General features: G+C 38.8%; 17 protein-coding genes and 2 tRNA genes. 3 read left to right on the forward strand and 16 right to left on the reverse strand.

The window, feature by feature from the left end; all coding sequences use genetic code 11:
* Positions 1-78 precede the first annotated feature (78 nt).
* Positions 79-486: an ATP-binding protein gene (locus J2746_RS03995; protein ID WP_209616705.1), complete on the forward strand. Its 408-nt coding sequence runs from the start codon at positions 79-81 to the stop codon at positions 484-486.
* Between the two features lie 29 nt (positions 487-515).
* Here the strand turns inward: J2746_RS03995 and J2746_RS04000 are convergent, their stop codons facing one another.
* The 14 genes from J2746_RS04000 to dph5 form a co-directional block, all read right to left on the reverse strand.
* Complete coding sequence (locus J2746_RS04000; RefSeq protein ID WP_209616708.1) at positions 516-3,746, reverse strand: PAS domain-containing hybrid sensor histidine kinase/response regulator; 3,231 nt, start codon at positions 3,744-3,746, stop codon at positions 516-518.
* A 53-nt stretch (positions 3,747-3,799) separates the two neighbouring features.
* Positions 3,800-7,087, reverse strand: a complete 3,288-nt coding sequence (locus J2746_RS04005) for a PAS domain S-box protein (RefSeq protein WP_209616710.1) — start codon at positions 7,085-7,087, stop codon at positions 3,800-3,802.
* Positions 7,088-7,748: 661 nt separating this feature from the next.
* Positions 7,749-7,823 (reverse strand) — tRNA-Ile (locus J2746_RS04010).
* Positions 7,824-7,843: 20 nt separating this feature from the next.
* Positions 7,844-7,916 (reverse strand) — tRNA-Asn (locus tag J2746_RS04015).
* A gap of 244 nt (positions 7,917-8,160) precedes the next feature.
* Positions 8,161-9,216: an AmmeMemoRadiSam system radical SAM enzyme gene (gene amrS, locus J2746_RS04020; protein ID WP_209616713.1), complete on the reverse strand. Its 1,056-nt coding sequence runs from the start codon at positions 9,214-9,216 to the stop codon at positions 8,161-8,163.
* Between the two features lie 65 nt (positions 9,217-9,281).
* Positions 9,282-10,214, reverse strand: coding sequence for a hypothetical protein (locus tag J2746_RS04025; protein WP_209616715.1), 933 nt, complete (start codon positions 10,212-10,214; stop codon positions 9,282-9,284).
* Positions 10,211-12,178 (reverse strand): type IV pilin domain-containing protein, encoded by a 1,968-nt coding sequence (locus J2746_RS04030; protein ID WP_209616717.1) that lies wholly within the window; start codon positions 12,176-12,178, stop codon positions 10,211-10,213. The genes J2746_RS04025 and J2746_RS04030 overlap by 4 nt, the downstream gene beginning before the upstream one ends.
* Before the next feature lie 10 nt (positions 12,179-12,188).
* Entirely contained in the window at positions 12,189-14,135 is a 1,947-nt protein-coding gene (locus J2746_RS04035; protein ID WP_209616719.1) for a type II secretion system F family protein, read from the reverse strand.
* Between the two features lie 11 nt (positions 14,136-14,146).
* On the reverse strand, positions 14,147-15,838 hold the full coding sequence (locus J2746_RS04040) for a type II/IV secretion system ATPase subunit (protein ID WP_209616721.1): 1,692 nt from the start codon (positions 15,836-15,838) through the stop codon (positions 14,147-14,149).
* Positions 15,839-15,942: 104 nt separating this feature from the next.
* Positions 15,943-16,842 (reverse strand): carbohydrate kinase family protein, encoded by a 900-nt coding sequence (locus J2746_RS04045; RefSeq protein WP_209616724.1) that lies wholly within the window; start codon positions 16,840-16,842, stop codon positions 15,943-15,945.
* Positions 16,843-16,851: 9 nt separating this feature from the next.
* On the reverse strand, positions 16,852-17,193 hold the full coding sequence (locus tag J2746_RS04050) for a DUF555 domain-containing protein (RefSeq protein WP_209616726.1): 342 nt from the start codon (positions 17,191-17,193) through the stop codon (positions 16,852-16,854).
* 45 nt (positions 17,194-17,238) lie between these two features.
* Positions 17,239-17,520 carry a DUF357 domain-containing protein gene (locus tag J2746_RS04055; protein ID WP_209616729.1) on the reverse strand — a complete coding sequence of 94 codons (282 nt, stop codon included), beginning with the start codon at positions 17,518-17,520 and terminating at the stop codon, positions 17,239-17,241.
* 34 nt (positions 17,521-17,554) lie between these two features.
* Positions 17,555-19,333, reverse strand: a complete 1,779-nt coding sequence (locus tag J2746_RS04060; RefSeq protein ID WP_209616732.1) for an ATP-binding protein — start codon at positions 19,331-19,333, stop codon at positions 17,555-17,557.
* A gap of 62 nt (positions 19,334-19,395) precedes the next feature.
* Entirely contained in the window at positions 19,396-20,199 is an 804-nt protein-coding gene (gene dph5, locus J2746_RS04065) for a diphthine synthase (protein ID WP_209616735.1), read from the reverse strand.
* A gap of 216 nt (positions 20,200-20,415) precedes the next feature.
* On the opposite strand from dph5, the gene thsA reads away from it, so the two are divergent.
* A complete protein-coding gene (gene thsA / locus J2746_RS04070; RefSeq protein ID WP_209616738.1) occupies positions 20,416-22,053 on the forward strand; it encodes a thermosome subunit alpha in 1,638 nt (545 codons plus the stop codon).
* 832 nt (positions 22,054-22,885) lie between these two features.
* On the opposite strand, the gene J2746_RS04075 is transcribed toward thsA, so the two are convergent.
* Entirely contained in the window at positions 22,886-23,482 is a 597-nt protein-coding gene (locus tag J2746_RS04075; protein ID WP_209616740.1) for a DUF2119 domain-containing protein, read from the reverse strand.
* Between the two features lie 42 nt (positions 23,483-23,524).
* Entirely contained in the window at positions 23,525-24,199 is a 675-nt protein-coding gene (locus J2746_RS04080; RefSeq protein WP_209616741.1) for a S4 domain-containing protein, read from the reverse strand.
* Positions 24,200-24,289: 90 nt separating this feature from the next.
* Here J2746_RS04080 and J2746_RS04085 point away from each other — a divergent pair, with 90 nt between their 5' ends.
* Positions 24,290-25,210, forward strand: a complete 921-nt coding sequence (locus J2746_RS04085; protein ID WP_209616743.1) for a bile acid:sodium symporter family protein — start codon at positions 24,290-24,292, stop codon at positions 25,208-25,210.
* Positions 25,211-25,220 lie beyond the last annotated feature (10 nt).

Genomic DNA, 25,220 nt, shown 5'->3' on the forward strand with positions numbered 1-25,220 from the left:
TGTTGAAAGGTGATGTTCAATTGGAATTTGTTCAGTTTTAACCATAATTTATTATTATAGGTTATAAGTAATAAAAGTTTGGTTAGTAACTATAATATAGTACTTAATCAAAAAATAAATATAATTGGTGATAAAGAAAAGATCAAAACGATATTGTATAATCTGCTGGACAATGCTATTAAGTTTACAAATAAAGGCGGCCTGGTGAAAATCGAGGTTACAAGTATAGATAACACAATTCTTTTTTCAGTAAGAGATACAGGAATAGGCATTGATCCTGAAAAACTGGAAACTATATTTTATCCATTTGTACAGATCGATGGTTCTATTTCCAGAAGATATAATGGTACAGGGCTTGGACTGGCGCTGACAAAAAAACTTGTTAAAATGCACGGTGGAAATATCTGGGTAGAAAGCGAAACTGGAAAAGGCAGTAATTTTATTTTTAAGATTCCTGTAGATCCGGAAAATAAGGAATATGAATAAATCTTTGTATTGATTTTTGGTTAAAAAGATCATCCATTCAATTCATGTAAATTCTTCAATAACAATTCAAATTGATGATCCAGTTCTGAGATCAGGGAATCAACATCATTTAGATTCTCTTGTTTTGTCATTTCTTCTATTTTTCCTGCAATTTTACTTAAAGCAAAGGCACCTATGTTTGCAGATGATTTTTTCATCTTATTAGCATAACTGTTAGCAGTTTCTTTTTCCCCTTCACAAAGAGCATCTTTTAAAAGGTCCACACTTTTTGGAATCTCTTTCACAAAAACAGCGACCATATGCCCGGCCAGATCTTCATCCCCCATCATTTTATCCACCAAAAATTCTCTGTTAAAGACCATTTCAGATGAAATCGATGAATACTGTTCTACATCCAATTTGTTTTTAAGAGACTGTTCTTCTTTTATTTTAAGTGACCATTTATTCATCAGTTTGCTAAGTGTTTTTAATGAAAAAGGTTTTGCAATATAGTCATCCATATCGGCTTCAAAGCATTTCTCTTTGTCACCCGCCATAGCATGTGCTGTTATTGCAATGATAGGAACTTTATGATCAAGGGCTTCAGATTCTTCATCCCTTATATGATGTACAGTTTCAAATCCATCCATTACAGGCATTTGTATATCCATCAGAACAATATCATATGGATTGTTTTTTAGAACTTTGATGGCCTCAAAACCATTAATTGCAACATCCACTTCAAAACCTAGTTTTTGAAGCATACTCTTTGCAACCATCTGATTTGTAAGATTGTCTTCTACCAGTAACACTTTCAGATCATCGTTTTCAGTCTTCTGTGTTGAGGAATCAATCCCTCTCTGAACATTGGGATTCCGGATCCATTTGTTTTTATCTTGTATCAACTTATCAAACTTGACTGTAAACCAGAACTCTGAGCCTTCATCCATTTTACTTTTGACACCTATTTCACCTTCCATCATTTCCACAAGCTGTTTTGAAATAGCAAGCCCCAGTCCTGTACCTCCATATATACGGGAAGTTGAACCGTCGACCTGGCTGAATTTATTGAACAAAAGATCCATTCTGTCAGCCGGTATGCCAATACCAGTATCTTTTACAGAGAAATGTAGCATTATACTGGATGCATCTTCAGCTTCTAATTTAACATTTGTAGTTACTTCACCATGCTTTGTGAATTTGATTGCATTTCCAATAAGGTTTGTAAGTATCTGTTTTAATCTTCCCGGATCCCCCATTAAATATACCGGAACATCATTTTCGGTTTCACAGATGAAATCAAGTCCTTTCTTTTGAGCTTTGAATGATAAAAGTTTCATTATTTCATCAAGCGTTTCCTTCAAATTAAACTCAACATTTTCCAGTTCTAATTTGCCAGCCTCTATTTTTGAGATGTCAAGTACATCATTTATCAATTCAAGTAACGATTCACCACTTAACTGCACAGTCTCCAGATAATGTCGTTGATTACCACTAAGTTCAGTATCAAGAAGAAGATCGGTCAGACCAAGAATTCCGTTCATCGGTGTACGGATCTCATGAGACATGTTAGCCAGGAATTCTGATTTCGCTCTGTTTGCTGCTTCTGCCTCTGATTTGGCATTTCTTAAATCAGTTATATCAAATCCATACTCTACAATTCCTCTGACATTACCGGAATCATCTTTAATTGGACTTAAGGACAATTTGAGTGCTTTTCCTGTTTTGATCTCTCTCATATCATCAGGACTAGTTTCATCCAATACAGTTTCACCTGTTGAAAGAACTTTATATGCTTTGCACCACGGACATGGAGCATCCCTTTTCATAAACACCTCATAACATTTTTTGCCAATCAGATCGCTTGCGGAATTGTAATCAGTTAATTTCAATCTGAAATCTATATTGTTAAGAGTAATTATATTGTAATCTGCATCCATCACATTAAGGGTACCCGGAAGGATGTTCACTATAGATTGTAACAAGTCCTCTTTCTCTTTTAATAACATCTCTGTACGTTTTTGCAGGGTAATATCCGACATAACAGTAATTAGACTTCTATTTCCATGATTTTCTATAACCGCACCTGAAAAGAGGCCATAGAGAATATCACCTTTTTTGTTCCTGACTTCCATCTCTATACCTTTAAAAGAACCTGTTTTTTGAAGGTCGTCGAAGGCTATTTTATGTATTTCCGGTTGAACGATAATCCCAATTTCATTTGGAGACCGGCCGATCACTTCTTTCCTCTGGAATCCAAGTTTATCTAAAAAAGCATTGTTGACTTCAAGATATTTCCCTTCCATAGAAGATACGGCAATAGGATTTGGATTGTTATTAAAGAGCTTCTGGAATTTGTCTAGGGCTGCCTGCTGTATAGACAGATCTCTGGAAAGTCCGAACAAACATCGCTGGCCGTTCCATTCTCCAAACCATACCCTTGTTTCTACAGGAATATGGTCTCCAGACTTGTTTTGAAGAGGAAGTGGACAGCAATCCATTTCTCCTCTGAAAATTGAATCTAATATATTTTCAGCTTCTTTCTGGTACTCAACGGGATGAAGATCTAAAATGTTCATCTTTTTTATTTCTTCTTCGTTGTAATTGAGTTTCTCATTGAATGCTTTATTTGTATGCAATATTTTTCCTTCAATTGTACATACGGTAACAATATCATCCAGGGTTTCAAAGAAAACATTAAAATTCTGTTCTGATTTTTTACGGGCGGTTATATTATTGAAAGTCATCATTATATAACTACATGGGTCTTCACTGTTTTCTTTCAATAAATTAAATAAACCATCTGTCTCTTTTCTCCCTTTGATCTCCATGTAAAAAATCTTTTCATTTTTTCCTTTTAACCGCAGTTCCATCGTCTTATCTTCAGGTTTTTTAAAAAAGGCCTTAAAGCGGGACATATAGATGACCCTGTCTTCTTCAAGTATATATTTTGACAATGGTTCATTTATGCATTCATATTCAGGAATATCAAGGATTTCGCAAAGTCTCTTATTAGCTTTTCTCAGAAAACCTTTCTCATCCAGTAATGCATAGCCTATTGGAGCTTTATCAAAAAGATTATAATAGTTTTCCCGTTGACGCAAAAGTTCGTCATGGATGCTTTTTAGTTCTTCATTCTGGAGTTCCAGTTCAATTTGATTGACCCTGAAGTTGTGAATAATGGATTCAATATCTTCATTGGAAAGATCCTCAACATTATCATATTCATCCTGGAGGAGTTTTTCTGCTTTGTTTTTCAGGCATTCAAGATTATCATCCATTATTTGCTCTCCTTTCCTTATAATTATCTCGATCTTACATCTCAAATTTAGTTTTAATTCATTTCATCTATAAATTTTTCTAAGTGCAATCTAAGTAATTCTAATTGCTTTTCAAGTTCCGGAATTGAAGAAATTGTTTCTTCAAATTTGTTTTTTTCACATAATACTTCAATTTTTTTGATAGTTTCATGGAATGCCAGAGCACCAACATTTGCAGAAGAACTTTTCAGTGTATGGGCATAATTATTAATATCGTTCTTTTTATTTTCATAAATAGCTGTTTTTAAATTATTAAAATAATTAGGAATATCCTTGAGAGTAATAGAAACAAGATGTTTTGCAAGATCTACATCATTCATGGTCTTTTCCATAAGTATTTCCCTGTCAAATACTATTTTTTCTGTGGAAATTGTACCTTCTTCCGTTGATGGGTTATTTCCGGGAAGATCCCCGGATAATATCCTTGTCCATTTTTCTATTAATTTTCTAAACTCTGCTAAAGAAAAAGGTTTTGAAATGTAATCGTTCATTCCAGCTTCAAGACATCTTTCTTTGTCACCTGCCATTGCATGTGCTGTCATTGCAATAACAGGAATATTCTGGTCCAGAACCGCTGATTCTTCATTTCTTATGTGCCTGGTGGCATCCAATCCGTCCATCAAAGGCATTTGTACATCCATCAAAACAATATCATATGGAAACCTTTTGAGAGCAGCGATAGCTTCGAAGCCATCTTTTGCAAGATCAGCCTTGGCACCTATTTTTTTTAACATACCCTGGGCTACTATCTGGTTTGTTATATTGTCTTCAACAAGCAAAATTCTCAGATTTCTGTTATCATCGCTAATAAATGATTTATTTTTCTCAACATCTGAAAGTTCCTTTTCTTGTTCTCTGTATTTCAGACTTTTATTAAAAGGTATCCTGAACCAGAACTCAGAACCTATTCCCTCTTTGCTGTTAAAGTCTATCTCCCCGTTCATCATTTCAACAAGTTGTTTGGAAATAGCAAGTCCTAAACCACTTCCTCCAAAACGACGTGACGTTGAACCATCAGCCTGAATGAATTTGTTGAACAAAAGATCTTTTTTATTTTCGGGTATACCTATACCTGTGTCCTTTATAGAGAATTTAAGAAAAGCTTTTGATTCTGTTTCTGACTCAAGACTGATATTAACTGAAACTTCTCCATTTTCTGTGAATTTGATCGCATTTCCAATCAGGTTTGTCAATATTTGTTTCAGTCTGGTAGAATCCCCCATAATATGTGTGGGAACTTCAGGTTCAATTTTACATTCAAAGTTAAGTCCTTTATCAGAGGCTTTCAGGGACAGTAATGAGTCAAGTTCTTTCAAAAGGTCCTGTAGATTCAACTCAATATTTTCGAGTTCCAATTTTCCCGCTTCTATCTTTGAAATATCCAATATATCATTGATAAGTTCTATCAGTGCCATGCCACTTGTATTAACAGTTTCCAGATAATTTCTTTGTTCATCGCTGAGTTCTGTATCCAGAAGTAGATCTGTCATACCAAGAATACCATTCATGGGAGTGCGAATCTCATGGGACATGTTGGCCAGAAACTCTGATTTAGCAATATTTGATGCTTCTGCTTTGATTTTACTTTTTTCCAGTGACTCGTAATTTCTGCTGTTCTTCAGTGCGATGGCAGCATATTCACCAAATGATTTTGCAAGCCTGGAATCGTTTTCATCAAAATTTCCTTCTTTATAGGCAAAACCCATTATTCCTTTAGTTTTACCTTCTATGTTCAATGGTGTAAAAAGAACATTAGGCAAGTCCATGTGCCCATGCGGCATGTATTTTGCCCATTTGCTGTTCATGAAATCATTTTCATATACTACTTTGCCTGTATTATATGATTCAGCACGTAAACCTCTGACAGGCATTGGAAGATCAGGGTCCACCGAACATGGTAGCCCTCCATCTTCTAAGAAGAGTAATTCGTTCTCTTCTCCTGTTTCTGACAAAAGTGCCACATATCCTGCTTTTGCCCCTATTGCCCGTGCACATGCATCAAATATATGTTTTGCTACTGTTTCAAAATCATTGATATCAAGGATGAACTGTGTTACGTTCAAAAGTTCCTGTATTTCTTTTTCTTTTTGAATAGAGGTATTCAATGCCTGCAATAATTCAATATCAGCTTTTTTTCTATCTTCTATATCTGTTTTAAATGCAATTATCTGATCATCTGAAATCTTTGCAGCTGTCATACTCCACCATCTTTTGGTTCCGTCTTTTTTTACAAAGGGGATCTCGAGATTAGATGAACCTCTTTTTTTAACTTCATTGAATTTGTCTATCAGATATTCATGGTCTGAAAAGGGGGTAATGTCAAAGATATTCTTTTCCAGCAATTCTTTTTCCGAATACCCTGTCATCTGACATGCAGTTTTATTCACTTCAATATAAGAACCTTTTTCATTTGCAACAAAAATACCTTCAGGAGCATTGTCTACGTAGCTTCTGAACTTTGCTTCACTTTTTATTATCTCTTTTTCGATTTTTTTTCGATCAGTGATATTTATATGAGATATGACAACTTTACGTGGAAAACTATTGGTTGTCCCAAAAGGATGAACTTTTCCCACAAACCAGCGTTCTTCATCAGGTGAATTGCACGGGTATTCAAGTTCAAAACTATCACTAAATCCCGAAATAACATCTTCAATTCCTTTAACGAACTTTAACGCTGTATCCCGATCTTCACCTTTTGATTCTTTTGATATTTGAATGTAGTTCGTACCTACACTTACTTTTTCAATGTCAGCGGAGTTATCAATAGCAAAATTATCCCAGGCTTTGTTTGTTATAAGGATATTGCCCTTTTCGTCAAGCACACAAATATTTGAATCTAAAGAATCAAGAATAGTTTTATCCAGATTATTTAACTCTTCAATTGTCATTTCTGAAATATTAGTATCAGTTGCGTCATTAACAATTAAATATATCAGAATTTTTTCTTCAAATGATATCGGGCAACTATAGACTTCAACATCACGTATTTCGCCGTTAGCCAGTTTATTCTTAAATAAAAAATAGTTTTTTATTTTATTCTTTGACTCTTCTATTGCCTTTTTTAACTCATCTTCAGGAAGATAAGTTATTTTATAGAGATTTTTATTTGTGATCTCTTTAAATGTCCAGCCATAATATTTGCATGCTGCATCATTCGCATCGATTATCTCTAAAGTTTCAGGATCCATTAACAACATTACTGTCTGGTTGTCTTTGAATAAAGCTCTGTACATTGCTTCACTCCCTGATACATTTTCTTCTGTATTTTCTATTTCAGATCCGCTGATATTTCCAGACAATTCATCACCTTCATAACAATTGTTTCAGGCATATAGATCTCATTCAGAGATTATGTTGGTTTTATACATCTCACTATTATACAACATTATACTTATTTATGGTATTATGACCAAAATCGAATTATATGTGTAATATTTGCACTCATTCGTTTTTAACATATTGTATATATAAGTTTCATAAATAAGAACCTCACTCTACAATAAAAAGTATAGTGAATACGCTTTATATTTTTTATCTTGGTAAATTAGAACATTCTTCTCAGAGCTTTATCATTAATCTAAACCAAAGAAAAAGTATGAGTTTTCTATCGAGTTTATAAATAACCCATATTATGGATTAATAACTTCATCTAATGAATACTAAATGATGCGATTCAAGTCAAGAAATCTACAAAATCATTTTATTCTTACAAATCAGTTAGTCCAAGAGATTAGCAAAGATACATATTCCTAAATATAATTAAATAGTACTATATACTTAAGAAATGGCATAACACAAGTCAGCGTATAAAAAACAAAACAGTAAGCCAATCGGATTTATCAAAATCCTTTTAAATGTACTCATATTGAGTTGCCCACAGAATAGACAAAATGAATTTAATTCTTTAGCAGAATAAAGAATAAAAAATGAGATTAAGAGAGACTACCTAAAGTTTTAAAATGGGCCTAACCGGATTCGAACCGGTGACCGCTCGGTTATGAGCCGAGCGCTCTAACCTGGCTAAGCTACAGGCCCAATGCGAAAAAAGTTTGAAGCGCCGCAAACAGGGCTCGAACCTGTGACATTCTGGTTAACAGCCAGACACTCTACCAACTGAGTTATTGCGGCTCTCAGCAAGGCGCTTAGGCGCGAATTCCTCTAATGCAGTTATTGCTTTTAAACCTTTTGATTGTATGGCATTTTTCATCTTTTTTAGCACCTATTTTGAAGCAAATTTTATTTGAATATTGACTCCATCATCATTATGATAATAATATATCCTGTAACATATATGTTCCACTAGAAACAAAGGGGTTGAATGCCAGATAGACTTAATATAAAGTAACATTTCACTGTTACATACCATTTATTTTTAATAAGAAAATTCCGCTAAGTCTTCGGTAGAAATGTCCTGATCATCACATACCACTTTTATTGGCGCACCACAACGTGGGCAAGTGCAGTTATCAGCCATCTCAAGTGACTCAACTCCAAACATTCCCCTTTTTATAACCATCTCCCCACACTTTGGGCAGAAAGTGTGTTCATGGCCATTTCCTGGAACATTACCAATGTATACATAATCCAGACCTTCTTCCTTTGCAACGGAATAAGCCATCTCCAGAGTGCTCACCGGAGTAGAAGAAATATCCTGCAATTTATAATAAGGATGGAAACGCGTAAAATGAACAGGAGTATCCGCACCCAGATTATCATATATCCACTTTGACATCTTTCTTATCTCTTCCTCAGAAGCATTAAGTGTAGGAATAACAAGATTTACAACTTCCACATGCATTCCCAGCTCTCTTGCAAGTTTTGCTGACTCAAGAACCGGTGCAAGTTTCGCACTTGCAATATCCCTGTAGAACTCCTCTGTAAAAGCTTTGATGTCAACCCGGTAAGCATCCAGATAGGGAGCGATCATTTTCAGAGCATCAGGGGTCATGTAGCCGTTTGTAACATAAACAGTGGCAAGACTTTCTTCCTTTGCAAGTCTGGCACAATCATAAGTGTACTCGAACCATATGGTCGGCTCATTATAAGTCCATGCAATTGACCTTGCCCCGGAAGCTACGGCTCTTTTCACAGCATCTTCGGGACTCATTTCAATGGCATGTGCTTCATCTATACTTATCTGCGAAATTGTCCAGTTCTGACAATGTTTACATCTGAAATTGCAGCCGATGGTTCCCAGAGAATAGACCATTGAACCCGGATAAAAATGATAAAGAGGTTTTTTCTCTATCGGGTCCAGAGCTTCACTGGAAACCACATTATAGTTTAATGTGTATAGTGTTCCTTCCCGATTCTCCCGCACGGCACAAAAACCACGTTTTCCAGGTGAGATCCTGCACCTGTGGGCACATAGTTTGCACTGAACCTTTCCATCATCAAGTTTCTCATATAGCATAGCTTCCTTTATCATCAGAGATCCCCATTTGAAGATTTGATCTCATCATTGATGAAACTAAGCATTTAAGCGTGAACTACTCATGACAGAAGATTCAGTCTTGCATCAAAATATGTTTTTGTTACATTGATATGGATATCTTCCCCGGCACTACCTTCAAGGAAAAAAACAACTGCAGTATCATTTGAACTTACTGAATATTCAGATGAGTCAATACCTGCATCATCAGCCATTAATTCAAAATAGCTCTCCCATGACGCAGGATAAGAAGTATGCAGGGTCATTGTCATATCTGTGAAAAGAACCCCATCCCAGTAAAGAGAGTCAGATCCATTTGTTCTGAAATTGACCTCTTCAATGGAATTACTGCTGATAGATTTTCGTTGACCATTCAGATCAACTAAGTTGAATTCCACAGTAATATTACTGGAATTGTCCATTTTCCTGATATCCATTTGAGGACCAAGACGCATCAATGAAAAACTATTCTGTGCCAGGATGAGAGCTCCGCCTTCATAAACATAGTTCTGATTTACATAATAAGCATTATCAGACCTGTAACTTACAGTACCAAGATCCAGAAGAAAAGAATCACTATCGTAATCTACTCCCGGTGTAGTACCCACAATACTCAGTCCGAAATCACCTTCATTAATTGTAAGTCTTCCACTTGACTTACCGGGACTGAATATTGGAAGTGAGCCACCACCCATTTTCACGGGTACACTTACAGAAAGACTGGTTGAAGGCTCAGTTCTTGCATAACCGGAAAGAAGATCAAGCTCGTTCTTCATCTCTGCCATATCATAAAAGACATCATCCATATGTGACTTTTCAGCAGAGGTTTTCCATTCAGGGATATACTGCACGTAAACAAGAGTTATAACAGAAACCAGTATGCCAAAAAGGAGAACAGCAGATACCACTGTAGAAATGGCCTTTTCAGAAGACATGAATGCCTTCATTTCATCCTGTCTACTTCTCATACCAGAATTATTTTCCATTCCATTCATGGATTCGTCCTCGCATAGTAGTCTGCCATATCCGACTCATCCAGCGTTACATTGTAAATTTCAAGTTCATCAAGATAAGCACGCAAATAATAGTTGTTGCTTCCATAGTTCTGCCTGCCGACCCACATATCGTTATTGTTGGGTGCAAGTGAAAAACCGTTCATTGAAAGTGATTCAACAAATGTGGCATCTTTATAGAAGTTAACATCACTTCCGTCAACAACAACTCCTATCTGATACCAATTGTTTTGTGCAAGATTCATCCCTGATGTCTGCACATAATGATAACCGGAGCTTGTCCACTCAAACCAGAGTTCACCACCGCTAACAAAAAGATCGAAATTATCCTGATCATTAATTCCTTTACCTATGATACAGACATCATTATTAGTTCTCAGCCTTAGCCAGAACACCAGACTCATGTTTTGATCAAAGTCAAGTGATCCATCATCAGAAATCACAAGATAATCACCATTTCCATCAAAATACATAGCTGAACCATTTATTGATTGACCCTGGGACCATTGGACATCGTAGATATTTGCGTCATTATCACCAATGCTGTCATAAGCAATTGAACCTGAGCCTTCATCGAACTTCCATCTTGATACAGGAAGTACAGATGAAACTTCTGGTTCTTCGTTTTGCTCAGGAGACGAAAGCTGGTAGTAGCCACTACATGTAATATATGTGCTGGAAGAATCGAAATTAACCTGAGTACTTCCTGAGCCATAGAAACCAATGTTTGAAATGTTAATAGCAGAATCATTTGTTTGCCAGTTAATTATGACATCACCATCTGCTTCGAGGTAAGTCTGGCTTAAATCGGATGGAAGCTCATACCTTAAAGTCGAATAGTAATTCGATATTGGCTGTACATACAAATCAGTAACCTGACCAGTGTCCTGCAGAACATCATTTATGTATAGATTGGCATTCAAATCAAAGGTTGATATCTGGGAATTACCTATATTCATCGAAATGCTACCTGTTGTCTGATCATTTACAACTTCAAGTTTAATGTCATCATTCTGGTTCAAATTGTATCTGGTACCTTCTATGTCTATATATCTGTAATTACCATCATTGGTAAAGCTGATATATCCACCATCTTTAATTACGCCACCTTTTGACGGTGTGTTCAGAGTAATCTGATCTGCAAAAGTGCCTGCAGGAGCTACGACTGTTACGGACTGGGAAGTACTATCCGTGTTGCCATCGTTATCGGTAACAGTAAGACTTAGAGTAAAAATCCCCTCAGCAGAGTACTGGTGAGTTGGATTCTGATCCGTAGATGTTCCTCCATCACCAAAGTTCCATGACCATCCTACAACAGTTCCGTCAGGATCTGAAGACAGATCAGTAAGAACAACTGGCTCGTATGTACCCGGACTCGGTGGTGAATATGTAAAGGCAGCAGATGGTGATTGCTGCTGACTGGTATTACCATTTCCACTGGTTCCTGAATCGATTCCGGTTTCCTCTCCAAGAAGTGAACCACTTTCGATTACAAAATTAGAATCTTTCTGCAACAATATCATACCTACGTAATCATCCTCATTGATAGTGGTATTCCATAGAACATCTGCGTCAATGACTATGGTTTGTCCGAGATTCCAACTATTACTTCCAATTATCTGCTCGAGTTGGGATGAAGAAAGGTCCCTGCGTGTACCATTAAGGTTCAGAACTACCTCAACCTTGTTAAGGTCGATACTTTCTCCTCCTGTATGTCTTATGTAGACAGTATCAGAATTCACATCCACCCAGCCATCTATATCAGCATGCACAATATCATCAGATTCAAGATATGAGAATATAAAAACAGCTATAACTGAAAATGCAAGCACAGCTATTGCAGTTAAAAGAACCTCACCTATTATCTCGGAAACTGCATTATCATCCCGAAAAAGTTGTTTGATCCCGGATTTGTTATTAGTGCTATGTTCAAGCTGTGTTCCCATAAACTTCACCTCAGATGAAAAATGTAAACAAAAGGTAAGCAATAGACATCATCATGATGGAATGTTTGTAACCTGAATGAATACTTCCACTTCCCATTTTTCCTGCCACCAGACCGGAGCAGAATCCCTGTATCATGGCTGCATGGAAAAACAGAAGGGTATATTTCTCAAGATCAAATGTCGTTGACAGACTCAAGCCTGAGATCGTGCCTTCGGTCGATGCAGGCATTGCAGGAAGGAAATACGCTGCCAGTATGTAAACAATGAACAGAAAGACCATGAAAGAAATATAGATGATGAAAACATACACAAACATCTCAGCATTACGCTCTTTTTTAAGCTGTCTCTGGATATCAGCATCATGAGCTGCTATGGTCAGCACACTTTTCAGATCACTGGTAGCCTCATTTGCCTTTATAATAAGATTGATTATACGTCGTGTCATTTCAGTTCGTATCCTGAATTCGAACTTTTTCAATGCATCATCAAGCTTTGTTCCCCATGAAATATCGTTTACAAGACGCTTTACCTCTGAATGAAGAATACCTATCTTAAGCTGCATGCTCATAACGATAGCATCTACAAGAAGGATACCTGCCTCGTTAATGCTGGCAAGATTATTAAGAAAATCAGGAATATTGGACTCGATCTGCTTCACACGATAGGATCGCAATTCATCAAATATGATGTAAGGCACCAGCAGAATTATAAGTGCTATGAATATCTGGTCATCGACTATGCTTACAGTCAGAACATTGAAACTGTTGATATAGATGATATTGGCAACATTAATGTACGCATTAATTGCATAAAACAGATATATGAGCGATGCTGGCACAGTAATAAAAAGAATATATGATGGATTATTTGTGAAAAGTGCAAGAGGATTTGTAACCTTGTCTACAAATTTGATTATCTTGGTATAGTAATACATCTTTTTTCTTTTATTTTCATCATCAGGTTCTCCTTCTTTTAATTCCACGTGGGAAAAAGCATTAAGTTTCTTTTCCACAACATAGAAATCAGGTATCTTTGGGTTATCATTCGTCAGTGAATTAAGAAGAAGAAGAAAGATTACCGTTCCAATCGGGATTATCATATAAACTATCAAATTAAGAATGCTGGCAGAACTTGAATTAACAAGACCCAGGACAACGAGGATTGTGATCAGGAAGAGCGGACCAGCAACAAATGCTGAGATATATACTTCTGCGAGCACACTTAGAGTCTCAAAGAATATTTTCTGCTCTTTTGTGGCGGTGAGACGGTACTGGTCATTTTTTGCCTTAAGGTAGGAAGTAACATCTCCACCACTGGTCACAATAGATGTCAATCCGTCAAGGAAATCCTTGAACTTCTTGGAAGGGGTCCTCTGCCCGGCACGGTCAATTGCCTGGAGAAGATCAGTGCCATAATATTCCATATCCTTCACAATGAAACCAACTTCTTCCGCTGCAGAACCATATATATGGTAATTCTGTGCCAGAGATTTCATTATATCAATAAGATTCATTCCACCTCCATGACTCATTGCATAGAGATATGCAGTTGTATGTGGAAGTGACTGATTTATGAGAGTACTTCTCACATTTGCCTGTACCTCAGGTATTGACATGAATATATAATATGTAAGTGAAGATGCAATTATTGAAAATATGGCAGCAAGTCCGATACTTAACAGTATATGGAAATTTGACCATATCCATGGATACTCAGTACCAACACCAAGCATATGCGGCCTTACATTCCCAAGCAGGTAGTAGCCGGCAAACAAACCTATAAAACCTGCAATAAGCGCAATTAAAAGTGAAAAGAAATAAGTCTGAGCAATGTATTGTTCGATCAGCATACCCAGTCCGGCTTTACGTATCAATACACGCTGGTCCTCATATCGATGGATATGTCTCCTCACATATTTTCCGAATATCAGATGGGCAGCTGTATCAATAATATCCATTACGGATGCTCCTAAATGTTCTGTTCTATCATCACATGAAGAGTGTCTGAATCAATTGCATCAAGAACCCCATCCGGATTTGCATCATAAGCCTGTACCACAAGTGATAGGCGTACGTAATCACGCATATTCTTCTCACGAAGGTATTCCAGGATATGTGCTCTTCTATCCAGCTCTTCTGAAAGTCTTTGCCTGTCCCATCCTTTTGAAAGCATTACCTTGTTAAGAGTATAAGAATCACCAGTCTTCATGAAAGTATCACTCACCGGATCCCAGCGATAGAGTTCGTTTATCTGAATATAACCGGTTTTTGAGTCAATGCCTGTAATTTCCACCAGACTCTGAGTTCTGCGAACCCTTTTGTTATTTACGAATGTCTGCACCTGAATACCAAGAATATCAAGGGACTGGAGCATCACGTGGGGAACATTCAGTGGGGGACTGTCAAGCCTGTTGACAACAGTCTGTACATCACCAGCGTGCATTGTTGAATACGTGGCGTGTCCTGTTGATATGGCCTGGAATAGTGTGAGAGCCTCCTCACCTCTGATCTCTCCTACAAGAATATATTCAGGTCTTTGCCTGAGAGCTGAACGTAGCAGATCATACATGGTTATCTCACCTGCATTGTTCATACTCAGTGGTTTGCGGGTGACACCTGCGATCCAGTTGTCATGGTGAAGTGTCAGTTCTCTTGTATCTTCAATGGATACAACCTTTGATAATGATGGAATGAAAAGTGATACTGCGTTGAGCATGGAAGTTTTACCTGATGCAGTACCCCCGGCAAATATGGCACAATCTCCGTTTTCCATAGCAAGCCAGAAATATGCCATCATTTCAATGCTGCATGTATTATAGTTTACAAGATCTATAGGTGTTATCGGATCGCTGCGGAATTTCCTTATGGTAAATGAACTGCCTCTTGTGGTAATCTCTTTTCCGAGGGTTGCCTGAAGACGTGAACCGTCAGGAAGTGTAGCGTCCACCATGGGCTCACCTATAGATATGTGTTTTCCACTTTTCTGGCAGAGTTTTATTACCAGAGAATTGAGTTCCTCTTCGTTAAAGGCAATATTAGTCTTGATATTACGGTATTTATTATGATACATGAAGACCGGAATATCTACACCATCACATGAGATATCCTCGATATTCGGATCCAGCATCAGTGAATTGATACGATCGTGTCCCAGGAAATTACGCTTGAGATAGTAGAGTATCCTGTAAGTTGAAGATATTTCCAGACTTGCATGATACCTGTTAAAAAGAGTTAGCGCGTGCTCCATGAGCGCGGTTTCCTTGTCTTTCTCTGTATTTACGCCACCAAGACTCAGAATATCCTGGAGATCATCGTATACTCTTTCAAGGATGTCTTTTTCATATAAGGTCAGCATTGGCTCAACAACATGATAATGATAGATGTTGCCTCTTTCCAGAATGACGATGAATGAATAGGGTTCATTTACCCAGTAACGTTCAACCTCATTAAATCCTTCAGGAACCTCAAACTCCAGCAATGGACCGTCTGACTCCGGATCATAATCAGGAATTCTGGTACGCGGATGTCTAATGGAATAAATTCCAGATCTAATAGTGTCAACAAAAACAGACAATCTGGAAGGCTTTTTTTCGTTATTCGGAGAAATCTCCTCCTTTGGAGAGAGATTGTCTTCAATTATAAGTTCCTGGGGCTCCATCATTGGTTATTATATAATACCAAGTATATAAAAAGTCTTTGATTTTTATTTTTATAATAACTACGGAAATGATAGGAAAATAAGAAAAATAAATGAACCATCCACACTTAAGCTGGAAGTTCAAGTTTACCGAAGTTCTCCTCATATCGTGCCTTCATGGCATCCCATGTTGGAAGATCAGTCTGGCATCCGATGCTCTGAACAGCAAAAGAAGCAACTGTGGAACCTATCTTGCCACATACTTCCAGTGGGTAGCCACGTGTGTATGCAAGAAGGAAACCGGCTCTGTAAGCATCCCCTGCACCAGTAGGGTCAAGTGCTTTAACAGTAACTACTGGTATTATTACCTCAGTTCCACTGTTGTAGATTCTACTGCCGCTTGAATCATAAGTTACAATTACAGTTTCGATCATGCTGAGAATATCGTCCATTGATTTCTCGGTCATGTCGCAGACACGCTGAATCTCATGCTTGTTTGTAAAGAGGATATTGGTGTTCTCAAGGATGCTTTCAAGATTTTCTCTTGAATAGGTTATAAGGTCCTGTCCCGGATCAAATGAAACGAACTTTGCCTTTTTGGCTATCCTTGCATTATATGTTGAGTCTGATGTCGCAAGATGTACAAAATCAACTTCCGGTGGTTCCAGACTTTTAAGTTCTACGGATGCTCCCCAGTGGAAATATGTACTCTGGTTGTGCTCCCTGTCAGTGAAAACAAAAGCTCTTGTGCTCTTATGCTCAGGGAATCTGTAGAGAAGTGACAGGTCAACACCGTGCTTCTCAAATTCACCCTCATATCCTGATGAAGCGAAATCCCCGCCAACAGCAGATATAAGCTGAGCATTTCCCCCAAGTATTGCTATTGCAACTGCAATATTGGCAGCTCCTCCTCCGTAGTATTGGTGGTAATCAATAATTGGATGGGATTCATTGTGAACTGCAATATTCTCAACATCAAAAAGAAGATCTATCGCTGCATGTCCAACAACAGTTATTGCCCGGTCCATGTGAACACCTTACTCGAATTCCTCTACGTCAACAACAGCGAGAGGAACATCCCTTAATGCGCGACCGATAACTGATTTCGCAATTCTGGATGCGTGCTCAGGGCTTTCAGCATCAAATACTTTCATTTCAAGAACAAGACCGACAATTGCGGTGTTAGCAGCAATGAAAACACTGCTGATAGGTTCTTCACATGCAGGACAGAAGGTTGTTCCGATGTCTACCTCCACATAGTCAAGCTTTGGATTCAGGCGCTTTCCTGCCTCAGAAATTGCAACACCTATTGCATCATCTGCTGATTTTACGTCTCTGACCAACCAGGCGGCTTCAAGTATAACATGATAATTTGACATTAGATCTCTCCGATTTAAACTTCATTTCTTCTTCAATTAAATATTTCATATTGTAAACAACACGTCATCATCGACGTCAAAAAGGCCAAGTCTTGCTCCTGCGTCAAGCCATGCATGTCCGTAACTGAAACAGACAAGAGCATTGACAGGGTCATCAATTTCAACAAAGTGAAGACCATCATTATAGTATGAACTTGCCATATTGTGATAATCTCCGGCTACTGTGTACATATGAGATTGCGGGATCGGGGCAATTTCAGCCTTTTTCAGCGCTTCTTTTAATAGTCGCTCATATCTCTTAACTTTTTCATTCAGGTCAGCAGCCATTATAGATCACCTGTTCAACTGTATTCATAGTTAATTATCTGTTCGCCCTGAAAAGTTTCTTGAACAACTTACCACCGCCCTCTGAACCTTCATTATCCCTGTTTTCAACACGTGGTGGCCGTGAAGGTTTTCTTTTGGGAGGGGGGGTAAAAGCTGAATCCTGAACCGGTGCATCCATTACCGGAATATCCAGAATATCATTACTCTGCTGTGTTTCTACTGAAGGACTTGCAGAAACTGCAGGATCAGATACTGAGCCGGGGGCTGGAACAGAGGCAGAAGGTTCATTACCTGCTATTAATTCAGGTGGTGGCGGAGGAGTATGTGTCCTTGCGGCATGGAGAACATTAACAGATTCACCACCATGTTTGGATTTTCTTATCCTTATATCCACAAGCACCGGTCGTTCGATCTCATTGCTCACAAGCATGGCAACGCCTGGTGGGAGGCGCATAAGTTCTTCCTCAACATAAGAAGTTACTCCCTCCAGGCCCTTACTGATAGCCTTAAGATCATTAGGATTTGTGACTTTCATTATTACCTGTGTACCGCACTGTGAGAGAACATTCTTGTCAACTCTTGCAGGTCTCTGGGAAACAACCATCATACCAAGACCGAACTTACGACCTTCTGATGCGATAGTCCTGAGAATGTCAGTACTGGTGGTTTTACTAAAACCTTTTTCAGGAGCATAATTATGTGCTTCCTCAACAACGAGCATACCAGGTGGGATCTGATTGAGCTTACGTGCCTCAAATAGACCGGAACAAAGACTGGCAACTATCATGCTCTGAAGTTCTGGAGCAACTCCCTTGAAGTCAATTACTGCAGCTTTTCCCTTCTGGAAAAGTTCGCTTATAGAAGTCGGATTCGGTGAAAGTATGTTGGTATCCCTTATCTGCTCGAGGGCATTGATAACAATCCACTTTGCCTTGCTTTTATCGTTACCAACTTCAAATATAATATCATCAATAGTGTATGTCTCCATCTCAGCACGTAATTTCTGAATTGCTTCGTACAATATACCAGTGTGTGTGGTTGAGAAATTATCAGGGAAAACCGACGTAAGATCCCTGACAGTCAGATTCATACCATTGAGCCTGAACAACTCATCCGCATCAGGATTGATTGCCTTGCTTGCAGGAGTATATACTGTGATATTGTTTCCGTAACCCTTGGGTTTCACACCAAAACGTTTGAAATCTTCCGGACTTCCCTCGCCTTCTACCTTCAAAGATGAATACTCGCTGTGCGGATCTATAATAAGCATAGGAATATTTTGATCAAGCAGTTCTTCCAGGAGCACGGACGCTGTATATGACTTACCGCTTCCTGTCTTTGCAAGGATACTGCAGTGTTTCTGCACAAGGCTGTTGACACTTAACTGCACTTTGATATTGGTGCCTTCAAGCATTCCGATATTCATTTCATTTCCTGTGAGCCCGAGCACTGATCTTGTAAGTCCCTCATCTGCTGCAAATATGGGGCTTCCCGGACTGAAAGGGATCACTGGTGCACGGAGCATTCCTGTCTCATCCCTTGAACCGATTATTATCACTTCGGCAACAATCTTGTCAGCACTTTTATCGGCACGTTGTCCCTTCATAGCTTCTTCGATTGAAAAGGAATCGCTGTACCGTTTTATGGCCATTACCTGACCTAGTACCCATGTGTGATCTTTCTCGTCCGATGACGCATCATGCCATACTTTGACGTATGCGCCCCTATACACTTTGGAACTGTCAAAAACCATTACTTTGAACTCAAAGGTTCCTGTTTCTCCGAAAATAACGCCTACTGAACCTCTTACCATTTTTCATCCCTCAAATTCATGGTCTTCGGTATTATGTTTATTATGTGTTATTATATCTTCCCTCAGTCATCAAGACCTTCAAGTATCTCTGCAGGTGCACCCAGCAATTTTACAAGGGCTTCTGCTTCTATAAAATGAAGAGATGCAGGAATTACCAGTATATGTAAAGGTTCCCCGAAATCCTCTTTCTTTAAATCATGGGCATATCCTGCCTTAACAACAGGTGCTTCGGAACCTGCTCTGGCAATCCCCACAGCAATGGCATTTTCCATGACACCTTCACCACGTTTCTCCTCTACTTCTAAAAGCAGGGAAAGAGCCTGGTTCACCGTCATGTAACCTTTATCTTTATCGATATCGAGAAAGACAAGAGTATGCATATTGTGCTCTTTGTTAAGCTTGATAGTATCATAAGGAGTTTCAGATACTACCGTGACACCACGACTGCTGGTAAACGGATGAGGGATTGTTGATGCTTTTCCGAAACGATAGTTCTGAAGGCCGGACAGTCCGCAGATAGCAGAAGCAATTGAAGAGCCATGTATGAGCTTGCTTTCGATACCAAGATCTTTTGCACGTAGTCTCAGATCAACATGGGTTGTTGAAACCATGGTGTCACCTCCTGTGAGGAAAGCCACGTTCTTATCTTTTGCTTCAGCAAGCCAGTCAGGAGAGATTTCCACGTCCTCTCTGGAAAGAAGGTTTACTTTTTTTCCGTAGAGTGATTCGAGTTCTTCCAGCGAACTACCCATGAGTCTTGATGTGTAGAATTCAACAAATACCATATCAGCATTTTTTATAGCTTCAAGTCCTTTCAGGGAGATATCTTTCCCGTCAAAAAGGCCCAGTCCTATGAAAGTGAGCATAGTCCGCAAATATGTCCTTATTGGATAAATGCTTTGAGAATGGCAGGGAATAATTAAAGAAGCATTAATGTATAGCCAGAAGGGCAGCAGAGTGAATGGAAATGAGAAAAGAAGTCGTAATATTTTTATAGAACCACATACAGTTAGTTTCACTCATACATGAAAATGTAGAATTATACTGATATAATTTATTTATACTATTGGAGGTCTGAATTCATGGCAGGATATGGCAATCAAGCACAACAACCTATAGTCATCGTTGATCCTAGTAAAGAGCGCACAACAGGAAAAGATGCATTATCAATGAACATCGCTTCTGCACAGGCAGTTGCAGGCATCATTAAAACAACTCTCGGTCCAAAGGGAATGGACAAGATGATGGTAAACATCATGGGAGATATAACCCTTACAAACGACGGTGCAACAATTCTTGAGGAAATGGAGATCGAACACCCAACCGCAAGAATGATCGTTGAAGTCGCAAAGACACAGGAAAAGATCGCAGGAGACGGTACAACCAGCGCAGTGGTCCTTGCAGGTGCGCTTCTTGAAAAGGCACAGAAACTGATAGAGACAGGTGTCCATCCAACTGTTCTTGTAAAAGGATATACAATGGCAACCGGAAAAGCTCTTGAGATCCTTAACGATTACTCTGTGAATGTTGACAAGACTGACAGGGAAATGCTTGAAAGAATAGCAAACACTTCCATTACCGGCAAGGCGTCAGAAATGGCAGGCAATCACCTTTCAAAGATCTGTGTTGATGCTATCTATGCAATCGAGCATGAAGGAAAGGTTGACGTTGACAAAGATATTGTACTGGCAAAGGAAATCGGGGGAACTGTTCAGGACACAGAACTCATTAACGGTATTTCTATAAGAAAGGAAGCGCTTCACAATGAGATGCCACGCCGCATCGAGAACGCAAAGATAGCACTTATTGATACCGAACTTGTATTTGCTAAGACAAACACAACTTCCAAGCTTCAGGTTGATAATGCTGATCAGCTGTTCGACTTCAAGGAACAGGAGAAAGCAAACTTCAGAAAAACAATCCAGAAGATCATTGACACCGGAGCAAATGCTGTATTCTGTTCCAAAAAGATTGATGACTATGCACTCCACTTCTTCAAGGAAGCAAACATGTACGCAACAAGACGTGTCAAGGATGAGGATATGGAAGTACTTTCATACTCCACAGGCGCTGCTCTTGTTAGAAACGTAAACGAGATCACAGCTGATGACCTTGGATACGCAGAACTTGTAGAACAGGAAGATGAACACGAGGAGAAGACCTACATCAAGGGATTCAAAGATGCGAAGACAATGACCATCATTATTAAAGGTGGTTCAGAACATGTGACCGATAATGTTGAGCGCGTGTTCGATGATGCACTTCATGTTGTGAAATCTGTATACGAGGATGGTAAGATCGTAGCAGGAGGAGGAGCATCCGAGATAGAGGTCTCACAAGCCCTCAGAAGCTATGCCTCAGGCATTGAAGGTCGTGAACAGCTTGCAATTATCGCGTTTGCAGATGCCATTGAAGAGCTTCCAAAAGCTATTGCCACAAACTGTGGATTTGATAGCATTGACACAATTATTGAACTGCGTTCAAAACACGGAACTATAAAGAATGCTGGTCTGGATGTTGAATCAGGCGAAGTTGTTGATATGCTTGAGAAAGGGATCGTTGACCCTCTGAGAGTCAAGACCCAGGCAATCAAATCTGCGTCAGAAGCAGCAATCATTGTACTTCGTGTTGATGATATGCTCCGTGCAAAGGAACAGGCAATGATGGATGTTAAACCTGAGCACAACATACACAACTACGATATGGCAGGAATGTTGTAAAGAGGTTAAAACCTCTTCACCATACCTTTTTTTATTCTTTTTAATCATTTTACTCATTCGTAATTTCTTTTTGTATCTCAATTAGTTTTCTACATTGGCAGAAAACAATGTTACTAACTAAATTAACTCACGGATATATCAGCACAATTGAATATGATTAATCATGACAAATAAACCAAATCTATATATACTATAAATCACTTGTATATCATGATAAATCATGACAGAACACTACTACAACAACAACATAAATCTAAGTAAGTTTGCCGGAATGATGACCGCCCTTGCAGCTGCAATGATGGGATATTATTCACTCATGGCATGATTCAGATCCTGCCATGAGAAACTTTTAATTACAATAATTACTTTCCTCGAACTAATTTAATCGATTATTATATATAGAATTAATGAATTCATTTTATCGGTAGCAGACATTATAATCTTAAAAACTATAGGATTTTTAGATTTGTTAATTTGTTATAATCATTCAGCAGGCATTTTCATAGGGCAGATCAATTTCTTTCTGAGCTGAGTTTAAGTAACCGATATATTCAGAAATGATTAATCATGATAAATAAACCAAACCTATATATACTATAAACTACTTGTATATCATGATAAATCATGACAGAACGCTACTACAACAACAACATAGATCTAAGTAAGTTTGCCGGAATGATGACCGCCCTTGCAACTGCAATGATGGTATATTATTCACTCATGGCATGATCCGTATCCTGCCATGAGAAACTTTTAATTACAATAATTTCTTTCCTCCAACCCCTTTTGGCCAAACAGGGACTTTGAAAGTTTAATTAAATACTTTTTAAAATCATATCTGGTCATCTGAAAGACCATAGAATGCCTTATAATCATCAATTGCTTTTCTTGCCTGATTAGGATATTTATCAAGCATGCATTCAAGGAATTCGTCTCGTGAAGTGAACTCCTTCATCCTGTTTATTATCTTCCTTGCATATTGCTTTGAAGAAGGATTATCTTTCTGTATCTCGAAAGTAAGACAAAGTGCGTCCTGTGGAAAATATTTCCTGCGAATGTATGGTGCCACAGAACCAAGAAGCACATCATGATCAAGTCTGCTGAATGCCGGCACACCGATACGCTTCAATCTTCCTGCACCTGTCAGCTTTTCAAGGTTCCCAGCGGAATAGGAATGAATCTCAATGTAGACTTCAGGTTTCAATTCCTCCACAGCTTCAATTATAGAAGTCCCGATTTCTGTAAAATAGCGGTCATCTAGTGTTGAAACATAGTTTCCCTTATTCACAAGAGGAATAATTGCAAGTGTCCCGGTCTGCGGAGCCTGTATACTTTCAAGAATGTCGGTGGTATCCTTCCATTCCTCACCGTGCAGACCTGCCACAAACAACCTTACTGGTCTTCCTTCCCCAAGTATTCTGTATGACATGTTGATCCTAAATTTGTTTATTAGACAGCCTGATTCGATCTTTCACAGATTTTCAGAATGACCATTTTTCTGTGCGACTATGTATATCTCCTGCCTGTCTGAGTCCAGAACATCAAGTATCTTTACGCCAAAAGATTCAACTTTAGCGATAATGGGTTTACTGTTCCTCTCTTTTCCCATTTTGATAACCTGAAGCAACTTACCTTTGTCCCTTAACAGCGGTAACACTCTTTCAAGAGCTGCCAGTGAATCCATTGGTTCCAGTGTCATATCACTGAGAATCACATCCACAGGTTCCGGTGACATCTCATCAAGAGGAATCTGGAAGACATCACCAAACATCACAGTAACATTTTCCTTTTCGCTGACAATTTTCCCAAGTTCAGTATCAAAATCCCTGCTGAATTCCACACCTTTTACAGATGAAGCTACCTCAGATGCCATCATCAGAAATCCTCCCGCACTGGAACCCAGATCAAGCACTTTATCACCTGGAGAGATCACACATGTTGCATCCTGTATCCTTTTGAGTTTGAAGTAACCTCGAGGCATATCAAGTCCCTCGACAACATCAATATCTGAATCTGCACTGATGTCTTTTGAAGGCTTTTTCACAATGGAACCATTGACCTGCACACTTCCATTTAGTATGGCTGTCTTGGCCCTTCCTCGCGATTTAAAGAATCCTGTTTCCACAAGGTATGCATCCAGTCTCATGGTTCAATTAATAAGGAAACGTACTATTTATATTATAGTTCCACATTGAACGGAAAGTTTCACAAGGGATTATTTCTCAGGAACTATATAATGATAAAGAAATTCACCTCCCTCTTCCCAGTATGGGCTATTCTGCTTTCAGTTATGGCTTTCATCTACCCTTCCGTTTTTTCACCATATAAAAGTGCTATAACCCCACTTCTGGGTGTTGTGATGTTCGGAATGGGAATCACACTTTCTGCAAATGATTTCCTGCTGGTGCTCAAAAGACCAAAGGTCATAGTCCTCGGAACCGCACTACAATACATTCTGATGCCGCTTATCGCATTCATCCTGTCATACGTACTGAATCTTCCCCTTGGGATCATGGCAGGAATGGTACTCCTAGGAGCATGCCCCGGAGGAACTGCATCAAATGTAATCTGCTATCTTGCAAAAGGAGATGTGGCTCTGTCAATCACACTCACATCGGTTTCCACACTGCTTGCATTCATCCTGACACCTGCACTTACCTGGCTTTACATCGGACAGGCAGTGCCTGTAGAAGTTGGAAGCATGATGCTGAGTATCGTGAAAATAGTACTTGTGCCTGTAGCACTTGGAATTTTCCTGAACACATTCTTCGACAAACACATTGAACGTTTCAGGCATGCGTTCCCTGCATTATCAGTAGCTACAATCGTTTTTATCATTGCAATAATAATCGCTCTGAATAAAGACAGCATACTTGTTGCCGGGAAACTGGTTATCGTTGCAGTCATTCTTCACAATGGATTCGGACTTGTCAGTGGATACCTGCTTTCAAAGAAGCTGGGATTTGATGAGAAGGATGCCAGAACAATTGCAATTGAGGTTGGAATGCAGAATTCTGGGCTGAGCGTTGCACTGGCGGTGAAGTATTTTTCCTCGTTTGCGGCTCTTCCGGGTGCGTTGTTTAGTATATGGCACAATATTATGGGTTCTGCCCTTGCAGCATACTGGTCATCAGACAATGACAAAACAAGTTTATAGAATGCAAACC

Origin of the sequence: Methanolobus bombayensis (genome assembly GCF_017873415.1) — an archaeon.
GTDB classification, from domain to species: Archaea; Halobacteriota; Methanosarcinia; order Methanosarcinales; family Methanosarcinaceae; genus Methanolobus; species Methanolobus bombayensis.